This is a genomic window from Sulfidibacter corallicola, from assembly GCF_017498545.1.
GTDB classification, from domain to species: Bacteria; Acidobacteriota; Holophagae; order Acanthopleuribacterales; family Acanthopleuribacteraceae; genus Sulfidibacter; species Sulfidibacter corallicola.
The window spans coordinates 7,264,277-7,282,280 of sequence record NZ_CP071793.1 but is presented as its reverse complement, the minus strand read 5'-3'; the positions used below and the strand labels follow the sequence as shown (position 1 = coordinate 7,282,280).

The 18,004-nt window shown below is 64.4% G+C and carries 3 protein-coding genes; 1 reads left to right on the top strand and 2 read right to left on the bottom strand.

Annotation, left to right across the window (positions count from 1 at the left end):
- Nucleotides 1-60 precede the first annotated feature (60 nt).
- Nucleotides 61-1,710, bottom strand: coding sequence for a condensation domain-containing protein (locus tag J3U87_RS22520; protein WP_237378025.1), 1,650 nt, complete (start codon nucleotides 1,708-1,710; stop codon nucleotides 61-63).
- Nucleotides 1,707-14,651, bottom strand: a complete 12,945-nt coding sequence (locus J3U87_RS22515) for a non-ribosomal peptide synthetase/type I polyketide synthase (RefSeq protein WP_237378024.1) — start codon at nucleotides 14,649-14,651, stop codon at nucleotides 1,707-1,709. The genes J3U87_RS22520 and J3U87_RS22515 overlap by 4 nt, the downstream gene beginning before the upstream one ends.
- Before the next feature lie 685 nt (nucleotides 14,652-15,336).
- On the opposite strand from J3U87_RS22515, the gene J3U87_RS22510 reads away from it, so the two are divergent.
- A complete protein-coding gene (locus J3U87_RS22510) occupies nucleotides 15,337-17,562 on the top strand; it encodes a M20/M25/M40 family metallo-hydrolase (protein WP_237378023.1) in 2,226 nt (741 codons plus the stop codon).
- Nucleotides 17,563-18,004 lie beyond the last annotated feature (442 nt).

The window sequence follows — 18,004 nt, the reverse complement described above, 5'->3', positions numbered from 1 at the left end:
TTCGATGGATGGGTGAAGGCGGGGACGGACCTCGGGATCGATGAATGGGAAGCGCGCGGCTCAGCCCTGGCGAACGACCGCCGGCTTCTTGCCGAAGCGACCACCACCCGACTTGAATCCGGGTTTCTTGAAACTGGGTCGCCGTTGCTTGCGCAGGTCCTTGTCCCTTTCGGTAAGCCGAGCCAGCAAGGTCTCGATGGGCGTATCCGGTCGATCGCCCACCGCCTCGACGAGGCTCAGGTAATGCGCGGCGAGACGGGTCGCCGTGCTGTCCAAAAACAAGTCCGTGCAGTATTCCAGCATGCCCTGCAGCCCTTCCCCGGTCTGGGAGAGCACCAGGAGCAGGTCGACCTGGGCGGTGCCGCGGTCGGGTTCGAAGACCTCGAAGCGGGTTTCGCCGGGATCCGCGACCTGGTGGTCGGGCACGTTCTGAAAAATGAATTTGGTTTGGAACACGGGAGCATAGTTGGCGCGCTTGGGATTGAGCGCCTCCACGAGTTTGTCGAAGGGCAGGTCTTGGTGTTGGTTGGCGGCCAGGGTGAAGGCCCGAACCCGTTCGAGATACTGCGCGAAGGGCAGTTCGTCTTCGATTTGGGCGCGCAGAACCAACTGGTTGACAAAGAATCCTTGGAGCCGCTCCATGCCGGGATGGTTGCGGTTGGCAACGTCGCTGCCCACCAGGAAGTCGCGCGTCCCGGAGAACCAGCGCAACAGCACCTGGAACAAGGCCAGGTTGGCCATGTAGAGCGACGCGTTGCGGGCCTTGGCCAGCGCCGCCAGACGCTCGGTCTGGGCCGGCGAGATCACCATGCGCTTGTGGTCGCCGCGAATGCTTTGCACCGGCGGGCGGGGACGGTCGTAGGGCAGCTCGAGGAACAGCGGCGCCCCCTCCAACGCCTCGCGCCAGAACGACACGAGCCGCGCGAGCCTGGCCTCGTCCAGCCAGCCGCGCTGCCACAGCGCGAAATCTCCGTACTGGACCTCCGGCTCGGGGGTCAGCATCGGGGTTCCCTTTTCGAGGGAACGGTAGGCGTCGGCCAACTCCTGGAACAGCAACTTGATCGACCAGAAATCGGACACGATGTGGTGCAGGTTGAAGAACAGGATGTGGTCCCGATCGTCGCACTTGTAGAGGCGAACCCGAATCAGCGGCTCTTCGAGAATGTCGAACGGCTTGCGGCCCTCGGCCTCGATGCGGTCGCGCGCCTCCGCGTCGCGGCGCTCGGGGTCGAGCTCGCTCAGGTCCTCCACCGGGATCGCGATCTCCACATGGGGACGCGCCACCTGAACCGGTCCCTGGTCGGTGTCCCGGAAGTTGGTGCGCAACACCTCGTGGCGCGCGATCAATCGGTTGAAGGCGCCGTTCAGCAGCGCCACATCGACCGGACCGACGATGCGAATCGCGGAGGGCAGGTTGTACACGGCGCTTTCCGGCTCCATCTGGAACAGAAACCACAGGCGTTGTTGTGCCAAGGAAAGCGGGCGCGGCACATCGCGCGGCGCGGGCACGAGCGACGGAATCCGGTCCTCCTCGCGGCGGCGGTGACTGGCGAGGAAGGCGATGATTTCGGCCTTGTGGGCGCTGAGTTCCGCCTTGGTTTCGGCGTCGAGGGCACCCTTGGGGGCCCGGAACTTCAACCGCTCCCCTTCCAACCAGAGCTGCACACCCGCGCGCTGCATGCGCGCCAACAAACCGGCGATGTGACTCATAGCTCGCCTTCCTCCTGATCTTCGTCGGCGGCGACGCCCGGTGCAGTCGGCTGGGAAGCCAGCGCGATGGCGTCGATGTGTTCGGCAAGAACCGCGATGGTGGAGGCCTCGAACACGGTCGACAGCGGAATGTCCTCACCGAACGCCGCGCGAACCTTGTTCCCCATTTGCGTCGCGACCAGGGAATCACCGCCCAGCTCGAGGAAGTCGTCCTCGATACCCACTCGCTCCAAGCCCAGCAGTTCCTGCCAGATCTCGGCGAGCACCCGCTCGGTTTCGTTGCGTGGCGCGGTGAATTCGGTGGCCAACTCGGGGCGTTTGTGGCGATCTTCGGCGCCGCCACGACCGGCGCGCCGATCGGCCCGTTCCGCCTCGGTGGCGCGCACGCGGTGGATGTCGCGGCTGGAGACCACGACCTGGGTCAGGCCCTGATTGACGATGCGGTCGAACGCCTCGAGACCGGCCGCGTTGGTCAGGCCGGGCGGCAGGGCCGCGGGTCGTTCGCCACCCGAGGTCTGGAGCCCCGCGCGATCGCGCACTTCCAACAGGCCGTAGCCCTCGATTTCCACCAGGCACTGGCCGGAAGCGGAGCACAGGACCAGGTCGAATTCCTTGAGTTCGCCCTCACCGGAACGTCGAACGGCCCGAGTCTGGAGTTCGCCCGGCAGACGCCCGGAGATCTTGATCGATTTGTAGGTGAACGGCAGGTGCTGGTTGACCAACCGCAGACCGGCGAAACCGGTGGCCACATCCAACATGGCCGGGTGCACGGTGTAGGCTTCCAAATCTTCGCCAAACGCCTCGGGCAATTGTTGTCGCACCAGCGCATCGCGCTCGCCGAAGCCCATCCAACGGACGTTCTCCCAACGGGGACCCACGTCCACCAGGGCACGGCCCTCGCCCGCACGCTTGGCATCGGCCACGTCCAGCGTCTCGTAGGCACCGGCGCCGCGGTGGGAATCGAGGTCGAATCGAACCCGAGACGACGTTTCCAACGGGACCACGAGCCCTTGGGCGTGCTGGTGCCGATTACCGGTCGCGTCGGTGCTGAGCACTTCGAAGCGGTAGCCGGAGTCGTTGGGCTGGAGCACCAGGCGATAGTCGGCACGGCCTGTATTGGCATGGCCTGTATCGGCGACGCTCAGCGGTTGCAGGAACAGCAGATCGCGAATTTCGAGTCGCTCCAGGCCGCTGTGGTGACGGAAGGCCGAGGCGGCCATTTCCACGTAGGCGGTACCGGGGATCGTGGGCTTTCCGGCGACGCGGTGTTCCCGAACGATCCAATCGCGCTCGGCATCGACGGAGCCGTAGTAGGTCACCTGATCGCCGTCGTCCCAACGCGCCGAGAACAGCGGCAAGGTCACCGGCTCGACGGCGTCCCACGCGGGCTGGCGCTCGCCCAACCGGGCGTTGGCGGCCATGCCGGTTTCGGACCAGCCGTCCCAGTCGATGGCGAAGGTCGGTTGATCCTGGTTGGTGCGGCGATGGGCCAGGGCGTCGAGGTAGGCGTTCGCGGCGCAGTAGTCGACCTGCCCCGGTCCACCCATCTCGCCGATGACCGATCCGTAGTAGATCGTGAAGTCCAGGTTGCAGTCCCAGGTGACCTTTTCGAGCACGCGCGCACCCATCACCTTGGGCGCCAGCACCCGGGCCGATTGCGTCGGTTCCTTCAACTGGATGGTGCCCTGGCCCGGAAGCCCGGCCGCGTGGATGACGCCGTTCAGGTCGCCGAACGCCTCGCGAACGGCCACGATCACTTCGCGCATGCGGGTCTCGTCGGTGACGTCGGCCCGCATCACGCGCACCGAGCCGCCGGCGGCGATCATGTGGCGCAGCGCGCCGACCGTGTCGCCGGTGGGCGAACCGGCATGCCAGCGATCCCAGGTATCCTCGGCGGGGAAGGCCGAGCGGGTCAGCAGGACCAAACGGGCCTGATAGCGTTGGGCCAGGTGGCCGGCCAGGGCCAGGCCGATGCCGCGCAGGCCACCGGTGATCAGGTAGACGCCGCCGCGCACCAGGTGCACGGGATCGCTCGTCGTCTCCGGAATCTCGCGATACTCCAGGCCGCGCAACCAGAGGTGGTTGCCACGCAACGCCAGTTCGGCGCGTTCTTCGGCGATCGGTTTGGCGAGTTCGCCGCACAACTGGGCGACCAGGCGCTGGCGCGCCCCGCGATGGCCGTTGGGCGCCACCACGTCGATCACGCGACACCGCACGTTGGGAACCTCGAAGCGCATGACCCGCGCCGGTCCCAGCAGCAGCGCGTTGGCCGGCTCCAGGTCTTCGACGCCGGTGACGTCCCACAGACCTTGGGTGATCAGGTTGAGTTCGAGCGGCGCATCGGCCGCGTGCTCGCCTATGGCCTGAGCCAGGTGAAGCAGACGGGTGAAGCGTACCGTGATATCTCCGGAAGTGTCGGGCTCTTCATCCAGCGCGGTGAGCACGTGAACGGCAGCGATCCCCTCCCCTTCCTTCAGGCTCTTGAACAATTCGCCGTAATTGGCGCGGTCGTCCATATCGATGGTGAAGCGGCGATCCTCGAGGCGGCTGAAGCCGTCCCCCGCCGCGACTGTGCTCACTTGGAAGCCACGCTCGCTCAGGCGCTGGGCCAGCTCGGCACCCAAACCGGCGCCATCGCCCAGGATCAGGTGGTGCCCGGCGGCCTCCCCCGCGCTCGCGCCGATCAGCGGTTCCCGCTTCCAGACCGGGACATAGGTCTTGGTGCCGCCCTCGGTCAGGCCTTGCAGCAAGGCCTCGACGGAGCCCGGATCGCTCGGATCGTGTTCGACCCAGAAGCGCTCGCGTTCGAAGGGATAGTGAGGCAGCGGCGTGCGCACCCGGCCCTGTTCGAAATGGAACTCGGCCCAGTCGACGGTTGCACCCAGCGTCCAGAGCCGGCCGAGCGTGCCGAGGAGCACGGCCACATCGCCATCGTCGGACTTGATGGCGCGCATGCTGGCCAGCACTTCGTGGTCGGCCGTTTTGGAAGGGTGTCGGTTTGCCAGGGTCGCCAGGGTTCGGCCCGGACCCACTTCCAGCAGGGTTCGCTTGTTGGTTTCCATCAGGGTGGACAGGCCCTCGTGGAATCGCACCGTCCCGCGCAATTGGGCGGCCCAGTATGCGGGATCCGTGGCCTGCTCGTCGGTGATCCAGGTGCCGCTGAGGTTGGAAACGAAGGGTGTCAACGGGGGATGCAGGTCGAGCGTGCGCACCAGGTCGGTGAAGGCATCCAGCATCGGGTCCATCATCGGGCCGTGGAAGGCGTGCGACGTGTGCAGGGACCGTGCAGCCAGGTTCCGTTCCGCGCAACGCGCCACGAACGCCTCGATCTCGTCGGCGGGACCCGAAACGGTGCACCGCGCGGGTCCATTGACCGCGGCCAGCGCCAGCTTGCCGTCGAGCAACGGCAATATCTCGGCCTCGGAAGCCGCCACGCCCACCATGTCGCCCGGCTCCATGGCCTGCATCAGGCGGCCGCGTTCGAGCACCATCAAGACGGCATCCTCGAAGCCGAGCACGCCGGCCTGGCAGGCGGCGGTGAGCTCGCCCACGCTGTGGCCGATGAACGCCTTGGGTCGGAGACCCCACTTCTTCCAGACCTCGGCCAGGCTATACTCCACCAGGAAGAGCAGCGGCTGGGTGTAGGTGGTTTGGTTCAACAGCTCGCGCGCTTCGTCTTCCTTGCCGGCCTGGGGGAACAGGATTTCGCGGGGATCGCGGTCCATGTGCGGGGCCATACGGGAACAGTTGAACGAAAGGATCTGGCGAAAGACGGGCAGGTCGCGATAGAGGTCGGCGGCCATCTGCAGGTACTGGGCGCCTTGGCCCGGGAACATGAAGACGATGTCGGCAGCCAGGTTTTTGTTCGCGTTGCGACCGCTGGCCGGCGCGCTACCGTCACCGCGCAGGGCGGCGATCGCCTGGTCCCGATCGGCCACCACGGCGTAGCCCAGGTGGTTGAACCGGCCCCGACCCCGATGGAGGGTGTAGGCCGCATCGGCCAAATCGGTCTCGGGGTGGGCTTCCAGGTAATCGGCCAGGTCGGTCCCGATTCGGTCCAAGGCGCCTTCGGTCTTGGCCGAGAAGGTCAACAATTGGTGGGACGGCGGGGCCGCCGCTTCTTCGCGGGTCGGCGCTTCGGCGAGAATCAGGTGGGCGTTGGTACCGCCGATGCCGAACGAACTCACGCCGGCGTAGCGCGAACCCTTCGCTTCCCAGTCGCGCAACTCGGTGCTCACGAAGAACGGCGAGCTGTCGAAATCGATCTTGGGGTTGGGCTTTTCGAAATTCAGGGTCGGCACCAGTTTCCGGTGTTTCAACATCAGCACGGTCTTGATCAGGCCGGCGACGCCCGCCGCGGTTTCCAGGTGTCCGAGGTTCGTTTTGACCGAACCCAGGCCGCACTGTGCGTTGCGATCGGTGCCGTAGGCCTGGTGCAGCGCTTCCACTTCGATGGGATCGCCCAGGATGGTGCCCGTGCCATGGGCCTCCACGTAGCCGATCTGCTCGCCATGCACGCCGGAATTCTCGAGGGCTCGACGAACCACGTCGATCTGGCCCTGGATGCTGGGTGCGGTGTAGCCCACCTTCTGGGCGCCGTCGTTGTTGATGGCCGAGCCCTTGATCACGGCGTGGACGGTGTCGCCGTCGCGCTGCGCCTTTTCCAGCGGCTTCAGCACGACCGAACCCAGGCCACTGCCGAAGACGGTGCCGGTGGCGCGGTGGTCGAAGGCGCGACAGTGACCGTCGGCCGAGAGGAACAGGCCCTCGCTGTACATGTATCCGGTTTTGGGCGGGTTGTAGACGTTGACCGCGCCCGCCAGGGCCAGGTCGCACTCGTCACGCATCAAGGCCTGACAGGCCAGGTGGATCGCCACCAGTGACGTCGAGCAGGCCGTCTGCACGGTCAGGCTGGGTCCGCGCAGGTTCAACCGGTAGGCGATGCGCGTGGCAAGGTAGTCCTTGTCGTTGTTCAGCAGGGCCTGGAAGTAGTTCATCGTCTTGAAATACTTGGGGTTGGTGAGCAGGTTGCGGATGAAGTAGGTGTTCATGCTCATCCCGGCGAAGATCCCCACCGGGCCGCGATTCTCTTCGGCGGCGTAACCCGCGTGTTCCAGCGCCTTGTAGCTGCACTCCAGCAGCAGGCGCTGTTGGGGATCGATCTGCTCGGCCTCGCGCGGCGTGATGCCGAAGAAGTTGGCGTCGAACAGGTCGGACTCCTCGATCGCCGAACCCGCGTTGACGAAACGCGGATGGCTCATCGCCGCCTTGGTGGTGCCCGAAGCCAGCAGTTCGTCTTCGGTGAAGGGCCCCACGCTTTCCACGCCATCGACCAGGTTCTGCCAAAAGGCCTCCGCATCCGGCGCGCCGGGGAAGCGCACGTCGAATCCGATGATGGCGATGTCCTGGCGGCGGACCTGACTGGACGTGACCGTCGGGATGATGGGCGCGGCGGAGGTCTCCACCACTTCGCCCTTCATCAGGCTCGCGACGTGCTCGGCCAACGCGCCGAGCGTCGGCATGCGGAACATGTCGACCATGCGAATGTCGACGTCGAACGCCTTGTTGATGTCGTTCTGGACCTTGACGATCATGACGGAGTTGCCGCCGATCTCGAAGAAGTTCTCGGCGGCGGTGATGTGGTCCAACTCCAGGTGGGTTTTCCAGATCTCGGCCAGCTTTCGCTCGACCTCGTTCAGGGCGACCGCGCTGGCGGCCTCGGTCACGGCCGTGGTCGGTGCAGCGGCGGTTTCGGCGCGCGGCACGGGCGCCGCGGCGGTGGTCGGCTGGACCGAATTGCGGGCCGAGGACGTGCCGGGATCGGGCAGGGCCTTGCGATCGAGTTTGCCGGTCGGGGTCAACGGGATCGTGTCGATCCGCTGGAAAAGCGCGGGCACCATGTATTCCGGCAGCCGCTCTTGGAGGAAGGTGATCAGGGCGCGTTCGAGTTCGGCGTCGTCGACCGAAGGCAGCGACGAGGCGGCCGTCGTTGCGACGGAAGGTGCCGCTGCCGGCGTATCGAGATCGATGCCGGCCTCGGCCGCCATGGCCTGGAGCCTGGTCAGGTCGTCATCGCCCGCCACCTGGCCCAACTGCGCTTCGCTGATGGCGCCGCCGACGAAGGAATAGGCACAAAAGTGGTTGCCGTCCACCTGTAGGTGATCGGCGATGGCGTCGAAGGCGAGGTGCCCGATGGGGCAGAGTCCCAACTGGAACCGCGGCGCCTGCTCCATCAGCAATTGACCCATGTGGCCGGCTTCCAAAATGCAGAAGTCGCGTGCCTTGTCGCCGTAGAGCGGTGCGATCGCGTTCAGCTTGCCCACCAGGAACACCCCGAAAGCGGCGTCGCGACTGGCGGCGAGGTTGGCCGGACCGAACAGGGCGGTGTCCATGTGGCGCGTTTCGGAAGTGCGGATCAGCGAAGCGGTTTCCGGGTGGAAGTAGTAGAATCCGGCTTCCACGTCGGTCACCCGACCTTCTTTTACATATATATAGGTTTGAACCGGAAACAGGCTGCCCGCGGAGGGATATCGATACTTGCTTCGCCCGCCCTCGCCGAAGGTCATCGGGCTCAGGGTCCGCAGCAGGCCGGCCAAGTCCTCGCGGGTCACCCGATCCCCGAGATAGGTGCGGAAGCTCTGGCGTTCCAGATAGTGGTGCCGGGTTTCGGGATCCGGGGCCCCCAACGACAGCTCTTCCAGTGCCTCGAAGTCGCGCTTGAAGTTGTGGTGCGCCAGCTTGAAGGCCAGACGCTGCACGGGATCCTCGATGACTTCCCCGCTCGCGGCGACACCACCGTCCTGACGGGTGTAGTAGGCGACCAGGCGCTTGTTGTCGCGGTTCTTCCCATGGGCGGCCACGACCGCCTGACCGATGGCCGGATGGGCCCGCAGGGCGGTTTCGATTTCGCCCAACTCGACGCGGTAGCCGTTGACCTTGACCTGTGAATCCTCGCGGCCCAGGAACTCCAGGTTCCCGTCGGGAAAATAGCGACCCAGGTCACCGGTGCGGTAGAGGCGCTGGCCCGTGACCGGATGGGTGATGAAGGAGGCCGCGGTTTTCGCGGGATCGCCCCAGTAACACTGGGCCAAACCGATCCCGCCGATGTAGAGATCCCCGGGTGTCCAGTCGGGACAGGGCTCGAGGTTGTGGTCCAGCACGGTGAACGACTGGTTGGCCAGGGGCACGCCGTAGGGGATCGATTTCCACTGGGGATCGATCTCGGTGACTTTGAAGAAATTGGACCAAATGCTGGCCTCGGTGGCGCCGCCCAGGCTGTAGATGGTGAGTTCCGACCACAACCGCTGCATCGACGGCGGCAGGTCCATCGGAATCCAATCGCCGCTCATCATGGCGAGTCGCAGCGTCTGAGGCACCGACTCGGGATGCGCTTCCAGGTGGTGCGCCAACATGGCCATCAGGGCCGGTACGGTGTTCCACAGCGTCACATCGTGGTGCGTCATGAGCTGGACCCAGTGGCTGGGGTCCTTGGCCAGCTCGGCTTCGGGCATCACGACCGCGCCGCCGACCGCCAGCATGCCGAACAGATCGAATACGGATAAGTCGAAATGAAGCGCGGAGAGCGCCAGTACGCGGTCATCCGCGCCGACGCCGAAGCGTCGGGCGATGTCCTGGTTGGTATTGACCGCACCGCGATGGTCGATGGCCACACCCTTGGGTTTGCCGGTGGAGCCCGAGGTGAAAATGACGTAGGCCAGATCGGCGTGCTGGTTGGACACGGCCGGCGGGGTTTCCGATGCGGCGCGGTGTTCCTCGCTGCCGATCACCAGGGTCTTGACCAGCGCCGGCCAGGCGGTCGCCTCGGCACATTTCTCCTGGGTGACGACGAGGGAAACCTCACCCGTTTCCAGCAGGTCGAGCCGGCGTTTTTCCGGCCAATGGGCGTCGACCGGCATGTAGGCCGCACCGGCCAGAAGCACGCCTATCGCGGCGACGGCCTGCTCCCAACCCTTTTCCATCACGATCGCCACCAACTGGTTGGGCTGGGCACCGTGATCGTGGAGCACCCGCGCCACCTGGCAGGCCTCGCGGTACAGTTCGCGGTAACTGAGGGTCCGACCGGGCGCGATGACGGCCGGCGCGTCTCCGCGGCGCGCCACCTGGTCCAGGAAACCCTGGTGCAGCAGGCCGCCGGGCAGCGCCACCTCGGTCGCGTTCACCCGCTCGCGCACCAGGCGCTGGTGGGCCGGCAACAGGTTCAGGTGTTTTTGCGACCAGATCGCGTCGTTGTCGGTCAGGTGATCCAGCAAGGTCTGGTAGGCGGCGAACATGTCTTCCAGGTAACCCGGCGGGAACAGGCCGCTGACCGCATCCCACGAATACACCAGGGTGCCGTCCTGTTCGGCCACCTGGTGATCCAACCAGACCTGGGGCGTCTGGGTCAGCGTGAAGACGCGATCGAGATCGGCTTCCAGATCGGTCGCCTCCCGCTTGGATTCCATGCCCAACATGCTGGTGAACACGACCGGCATGTTCTTGGTGGTCTCGCGGTTCTGCCTGGCGATTTCGCGCAGCACGCGAACGCCGCTGACGAAGCGGTGCTCCCAATCCAGCCACAGCCGCTCCTGGAGCGCCCGTGCTCGCTCGGCGAAGGTCGCCGGTTGGCTTTGGTCGACCTCCAGCAGCAGGACCGAGGTGAAATCGCCAACCAGTCGGTCCACATCGGGATGGAACGGCAGCCGGTTGAACACGGTCAGGTTTAGTGTGAATCGCGGTGCGCGGCTCCAGGTGCCGAGAATCGCGGCGTAGGCCGACAGCAACAAGGCGGAAGGCGTGACACCCAAGGTCTGGGCCCGCGCCTGGAGGCGTTGCCAACGCTCGGGCTCGAGGCTGCCGGAGCGTCGCTCGAAGCGTTGCTCGTCCAGTTCGTCGGGGCTGACGGCCAGGACCAGATCCGGTCCGGCGGGAAGTTGCGGGCCCCGCTCGCGCCAGTACTGCAACGATTTGGCGAACAGGTCGGACTTCTCCAATTCGTGTTCGGCGAGCACGTAGTCGCGGAAGGTCAACGGCAGGGGCTCGATCTCGTGGCCGGGATCGGCGTAGAGCTCGAGAAACTGCTTGGACAGCAACCGCATGCTCCAACCGTCGGTGACCAGCGCATCCATACTGACGTGGAAGCGGATCTTGCCGGATCCGTGGCGCGTCGCCTCGATGTGGAACAACGGCCAGCGATCGGCCGGCAATACCTGGTGTGAAAGGCGGTCGCGCTTGGCGTCCAGCCGCGCTCGGGCGGTTTCCTCGTCGAGGTCGCGCAGGTCCTCCACCGCGATGCGGTAGTCGGGCACCTTTTGCAGTACCTGTTGCTCCCCGGTTTCCAACACGATCGCACGCAACATGTCGTGCCGTTGGACCAGCGTTTGGATCGCGTGCTCGCAGCGCTCGGGATCGAGGATTTCGGAGTCGAGCTCGGTGTAGATGTGGGTGGCGACCTTGCCCAGCGTCATCAATCCACTGCGGCCGATCCAGTAGGCGTGCTGGACATCGGTCAGCGGGAAGGGTTCGAAACGGGCCTCGGGCCGCGGCTCGAGCGGGGTCGGGGTGAAGCCGTCCCGCTCGGCATCCGTCACGACGCCTTCGGGCGACGCACCGATCTCGGCGGCACAGGCGGCAATCGTGGGATGGCTGAACAGAATGCGCATGGGCAGTGCCGTCTCGAATGCGCGGTTCATGGCGTGAACCAACTTGGCGGCGATCAGCGAATGGCCGCCCAGTTCGAAAAAGTTGTCGTGCACACCAATTTCGTCGCGCCCGAGGAACTCGCCCCAAATGCGCGCCAATTCGCGTTCGCGCTCGTTTCGCGGGGCCACGTAAGGCGTCTTGACGACTTCCGCTTCGGGTGCCGGCAGGGCCTTGCGGTCGACCTTGCGGTTGGGAGTCAAGGGGAAAGCGTCCAGAATCATGTAGACCGAAGGAATCATGTAGGCCTGGATTTCGTCGCGCAGGAAGTCGCGCCAGGGCCCGCTGCCCTGCGGCAGTTCGGTTCCGGCTTCCGCGACCAGGTAGGCCACCAGCCGGGCGGGGGTCTGGTCCCGGTTCAACAGGACCACCGCCTGGGCCACGCCGGGATGGCGGCTCAGGGCCGCTTCGATGTCGCCCAGTTCGATGCGGAAGCCGTTCAACTTGACCTGGTGGTCGACACGGCCCAGGAATGCCAGGCTGCCGTCGGGAAGGCGGCGAACCACGTCGCCGGTGGCGTACAGGCGCGCATCCGCCGGGAGGCCGAGCGTTTCGGCGTGGGGATGGGCCACGAATTTTTCCGCGGTGAGTTCGGGTCGCTTGAAATAGCCTTCGGCCAGGCCGGCGCCGCCGAGGTACAACTGACCGGCCACCCCATGCGGGACCGGCTGCAGATGGGCGTCCAAAATGTGGCATTGGGTGTTGGCGATCGGTTGACCCAACGGGATCGAGCCCCGCGTCAAGGTTTCGCCACGGATCTCGGCACAGGTCGACCAGATCGTCGCCTCGGTGGGGCCATACATGTTCCAAAGGCTGCCGCACTTGGGCAGGAGCGCTTCGGCCAGTTGCGGAGGCAGGGCCTCGCCGCCACAGAGAATCTTGAGGTTTTGGCTGCCCGTCCAGTCATGCGCCAGCAACAGGCGCCAGGTCGCGGGCGTCGCCTGCATCACGCTGACTTGATGGTGCTCGATCATGGCGGCCAGGGCGGTGCCGTCGCCGGCTTCCTCCCGGCTGGCCAGCACGACCCGTGCGCCGCGAGTCAGGGGCAGGAAGATTTCCAGGCCCGCGATGTCGAAGGAAACGGTGGTTACGGCGAGCAACACGTCTTCGGCGCCCAGTCCCGGGCGCCGGCCCATGCTCTCCAGGAAATTCACCACGGCGCGATGGCCGATTACCACGCCCTTGGGCCGACCGGTGGAACCGGAGGTGTAGATCACGTATGCCGTGGGATTTTCTCCCAGTGGCACGTCCGGGTTCTCGTCGGACTCGGCCTCGCCTTCCACATGCAGGCGAATCGCCGGACCATCCGGCAGGCTCGCTTCCATGTCGGCACGCGTCAAGATCGCGTGGGGCTCGGCGTCCTCCAGCATCAGGGCCAGGCGCTTCTCGGGAAACTCGGGGTCCATCGGAATGTAGGCACTGCCCGCCTTCAACGTGGCCAACATGGCCACGACCAGATCCACGGATCGATCGAGGAAAATCGCCGTCCGCGTTCCCGGGCCCGCGCCTCGTGCCATCAGGTTGCGAGCCACCGCGTTGGCCCGCCGATTCAGCGTGGCGTAGCTCAGCGCGACACCGGTTTCGCCACTGCCGAACGCGAGCGCGATCGCATCGGGCGTCTCCGCGGCCCGCCGCTCGAACAGTTGGTGAATCGCGACCGGCGCCACCGCTGAGGGCTCCGGGTTGTCGCCGTGCAACAGGGCCAGGCGCTCTTCGGCATCCACCATGTCCAACCGCGTAATCGAACGGTTCGGGTCGGCCGCCGCGGAAGTCAACAGGTTGCCGAAGTGGCGAATCAGGGTCTGTACGGTGTCCAGGTCGAACAGGTCGCTGTTGTACTCCAGCGAGCCGGCAATGACGTCCTCGGTTTCGGTAATCGACATGGTCAGATCGAACTTGGCCGAAGTACGCGCCAACGCCATTTGCGAAATCGTCAGCCCTTCGACGCTGTGGTGGACGCGCGGCTGGTTCTGGAGAATGAACATCGCCTGGAAAATCGGGCTGTGGCTGGTGTTCCGCTCGGGGTTGAGCGCCGCGACCACCTGCTCGAACGGAATTTCGGCGCGATCGAAGGCCTCGAGACTCGCGTGGCGAGCCCGATCCAGGTACTCGCGAAAGTTGAGCCCGTCCGCAAAATCGTGGCGCAACACCAGCGTGTTGACGAACATGCCGATCAGCGGTTCCAGCTCCGGTCGTACCCGATTGGCGACCGGCACGCCGACGTGAACGCGATCCTGACCGCCATAGCGATGCAACAGCAATCCGAACAGGGCCTCGAGCACCATGAACGGGGTCGCCCCGCTGGATTCGCACAGGCGCGCCAGGGCTTTGGCCGCGTCGGGCTCGAATCGGAACGGCTCGCGACGGCCGCGGTAGGACGGAACCAGGGGCCGCTCCTTGGCGACGGGCAATTGCAGGCAGGCGGGGCCACCTTCCAGTTGGCGGACCCACGCCGCCAGTTTCTCTTTGGCCTCCGGTTGCTCCAAAACATCCCGCTGCCAGGCCGAGAAATCGGTATACGTCGTGTTTATCTCAGCCAGTCGAGAGGAAGTCCCACGTAACTCGGCCTCGTACAGATCGGCCAGTTCCCGAATGAACACACCGATGGACCAGCCGTCGGCGACGATGTGGTGGAGATTGACCACCAACACACCGGTCTGGACCTGCAAACGCACCATAGTCGTGCGCACCAACCAATCCCGGTTCAGGTCGAACCGATGACCCGTCTCCTCTTGGATAAGGGCATCCAACCCCTCCTCGGGCGACGCCTCCTCGCGCAGGTCACGGACCTCCAGGCGAAAAGTCGACACATCGCGAAAACAAGCACCTCGCTCGTCGGCATCTCCCGCAAAACGCTGGCGCAGCGATTCGTGGCGATCGACGACCCGGGTCAGTGCCCGCGCAAGCGCACGCTCGTCGGTCTTTCCCTCGAGCCGCAGTGCAAACACCAGATTGTAGGCGCTGTTTGCTCCCTCCAGTTGGTCGAGCAGCCATAACCGCTGTTGTGCCAACGACATAACCGGAGGCTTGGCGGCATCGCGCGCGGGAATCGGCTCGCTGGTTCGGGCTTCCTGAGCGCGAGCCTGTTCGAGAATCGCGGTGAGTTCGGCCTTGTGCGCCATCAACTGGCGCTTGAGTTCGGGGGTGAGCGCCCCTTTCGGCGCATCGACACGCAATTTATCGCCATCGATCCATAGACGGATCCCGGCTTTCACGAGGAGGGAGAGCAGGTCATTGGAATTCATGGGTAAATATCTCGTTTTATTCAATTTAAGGCAAAGCCGACACAATACGGTCGAATCCGTGACGCAGCACGGCAAAAAACCGAACGCGTGACGGTGCCTTGAAAAATTCAACAAAGGAAAACAATAGCTACACGATGTCGATGAATAGAGTTATGGATAACCAAATGTTCGCGTCAATATGGCGCGTTTCGAAAAATAACTAACTAACAAGATTGGGATGTTACATGGATCCGCCTTAGATCGCAAGATTGAAGTAAAGAAAAACGTAAAGAACAATGCAAACCGTGGCAAAATTCGACCAATTTTGGTTTGAAAGACGGCTTCGGTTAACCTCCTGCCAAAGAAAATCAGAAAAAATTCTACAAATGCCAATCCATTTTTGCTAGAAAGGAACGGTAATACGCGGAAATTGGTAAAATCGACCGAGCATTCAGCGGCCAGACCATTTTTCCCCGAGTAACCAACTGGTCCTGCAGTCTTTTTGGAAGTTGAGACGCATTCGGGTTGTCGATTCCCGCCAGGCCAGGCTCGGGACAGTGGCACGACGGAGGCCGACCTTCGAGTCGAGCGAATGTACCGAGGGACCCTTTCGTCACCTCGAGCGGGAAAGCGTAAGGCAACTCACAAAACGTCGGCAATTCACCATGCCACCTATTTATGAAGTGATTTTTCTCCAGGAATGGTTATGAAAATTTTAAAATTTCGAAAATATGCCCTTTCATTTGTTTTGGTTTACCTGACTTCGATCCTTTCCCTCACGGCCGCCGATGCCGATTTCTCGCGGGAACGCGCCATGGCGCACCTGCAACACATCGCCGCGGAGCCGCATCCGGTGGGCTCCGAAGCCCATGACCGTGTGCGCGGTTACCTCGAACAGCAATTGACGGCGATGCAGGTGCCCTACGAGGTGCAGCGCACGTTCATGTCACGGAGCGTGGGCGAGAGCGTGCTCGGCGCCTGGGTCCAAAACGTGGCCGTGCGCTTGCCGGGCACGGAGGGCGCCCACACGATCCTGTTCTCGGCGCACTACGACTCGGTGGCCAATTCGCCCGGCGCGGGCGACAACGGCGCGGCGGTGGCGGCGTTGTTGGAAACGGTGCACCTGGTTTCGCGGGAAACGCGCCGCAACCACTTGATTTTCCTGTTCGCCGACGCCGAGGAATTGCAGCTACTGGGCTCGAAGGCCTTCGTGGAGCGTCATCCCTGGGCGAAGGACGTGGATTTGTTCGTCAACTTCGAAGGTCGCGGCAACGCGGGCAGCGTCTACGCGTTCGAAACGACGGCCGCCAACAAGAACCTGGTGGCGCAGTTGAATGAGGCGGCGCCTTGGCTCGACGGCACCTCGCTGGCCGGCGACATCTACCGCATCATGCCCAACACGACGGATTTCCGCGAGTTCGTCAAACTGCCAGGCGTGCAGGGCATCGGCTTCGCCCACATCGACGGCCCGAGCCACTATCACTCCAGTTCCGACCGCATCGATGCACTGGATCCGGCGGTGCTGGATCAACACGGGCGGAACGCGGTGGCACTTGCCCGCTATTTCGCCCACCATGCTCCGGCGGCGCCCGACGGCACCAACGCGGTGTTTTTCCACTTGCCGTGGGGCATGTTCTCGTACCCCGCCGGCATGAACCTGCCGCTTCTCATCCTTGCGGGCCTCCTCAGCCTGGCCGCGCTGGTCCTGGCCCTTGCGAAGGGTCAGGCGCCGAAAGGCGGTTTCGCGGCGGCCCTGGCGGTGTGGCCGCTGGTGCTGCTGGCCGGTCCCCTGCTGGGTGCCGTTCTGTGGCAAATCATCAGCGCCTTTCAATCGCGGGCGGGCCTCACGCTGACGGGTCACCCCTACCACTCCGGCGTTTTTTTCGTGGGCTTCCTGCTGGTGGCCCTGGCCATCGGGATCATGCTGCTGCGCCGCCTCGTCCGTAAGTGGAACGCGTTGACGCTGACCGTGGCGGTCCTGCCTTGGTGGCTGGCCCTGGCGGCGGCCTGCATGGTCATGGCCCCGGGTTCCATGTACCTGTTCGTGGTGCCGCTCCTGTTTTTCGCGCCGGCGCTGTTGGTCTGCATCCTGCGCGGCAAGGGTCTGGACGGCCCGGCCTCGGTCATGCTGCTTGCGGGCGCCCTGCCGATGCTGCTGTTGCAGCTCCCGGTCGACTACGCCATCTACCTGGCCTTGCCGGTTCTCTATTCGGGTGTGGTGGCCCTGCTCGTCTCGTTGGGCTTGTCCCTGCTCCTGCCGATCCTGGCCGCGCACCTTCCCGATCGCTTTCGCGTGCCCCCCGTGGCGCTGCTGTTGGGCCTGACCTGCCTGGGCGTGGGCTTCTCGCTCAACCTGTCCGTGTCCGCGCAACAGCCCAAGTTCGCCAGTTTGAGTTACGGTCTGGACCTCGACTCGGGCGAGGCCTACTGGTTTTCCTCCGATCCGCGGCCCAACGGGTGGACCCGCGCGTATTTGGCCGAAGGCGAGCGCCGCCCGTCCCAGTTCATCCCCGGGATCGGCTACCCGTTCCTCCACGCCAAAGCCGACAACATGGCCCTCACGCCTCCGACGGTCGAGGTGTTGGAAGATCGAATCGAGGGAACCCGCCGTCACCTGCGCCTGGTGGTAACCTCCCAGCGCGACGCCCGCAACATGATGGTGGAATTCGACGGGGCGAGCCGCATCACGGGCCTGGAGCTGGGCGAAGAGCGATGGGGCCGCATCAGCGCGCCGCTGCGCCTTTACGGCGTTCCCGAAGCGGGTCTCGAGTTCGCCTTGACGTTGCCGGCCACCAAGAAGGCCTCTTTCCGGGTGATCGAGCTGAAGCGCGGCCTGCCGGAAGGGATCGCGCGTCCCGAGGGCACGGCGCCGTCGCTGTTCTTCGCGTTCTTCCAGGACGCGACCTTCAGCTCGCGCAGCTTCGTGCTGTGATCCGGCGGGGCGAGGTTTCGCCCGCGCATTGCTTAAGTGACTGGTGTCGCGCATGCCGGCCCGGTCTGGGAGGGGGGCTTCCCGGCCCGGGCCGAGCAGGCGGTCCACGAAAGCCGCGAAAGGCACTGTCCACGAAAAACACGAAAAAACACGAAATTGCTTGGGGCGAGCTGGGTTTGCTATTCGTGTCATCCGTGTGCATTCGTGGATAAGAAAAAACCACGATGCCGCAGACTTCCTGGCTTTTTTTGCTTCCGGGTTTCCTGCTCCCCTTCGATGACGGCAAGGATCATCTCGGGTCAAACGCGATCGTGACGATTTCACGGTTTTTGTCCACGAATCACACAGATCCACACGAATGATCAGGTATTCGAAACGGAAATACTCATGATGTTACACTTGACACTTTCGTGAAACGAGCACGAAACAGGAGGACTCGCCA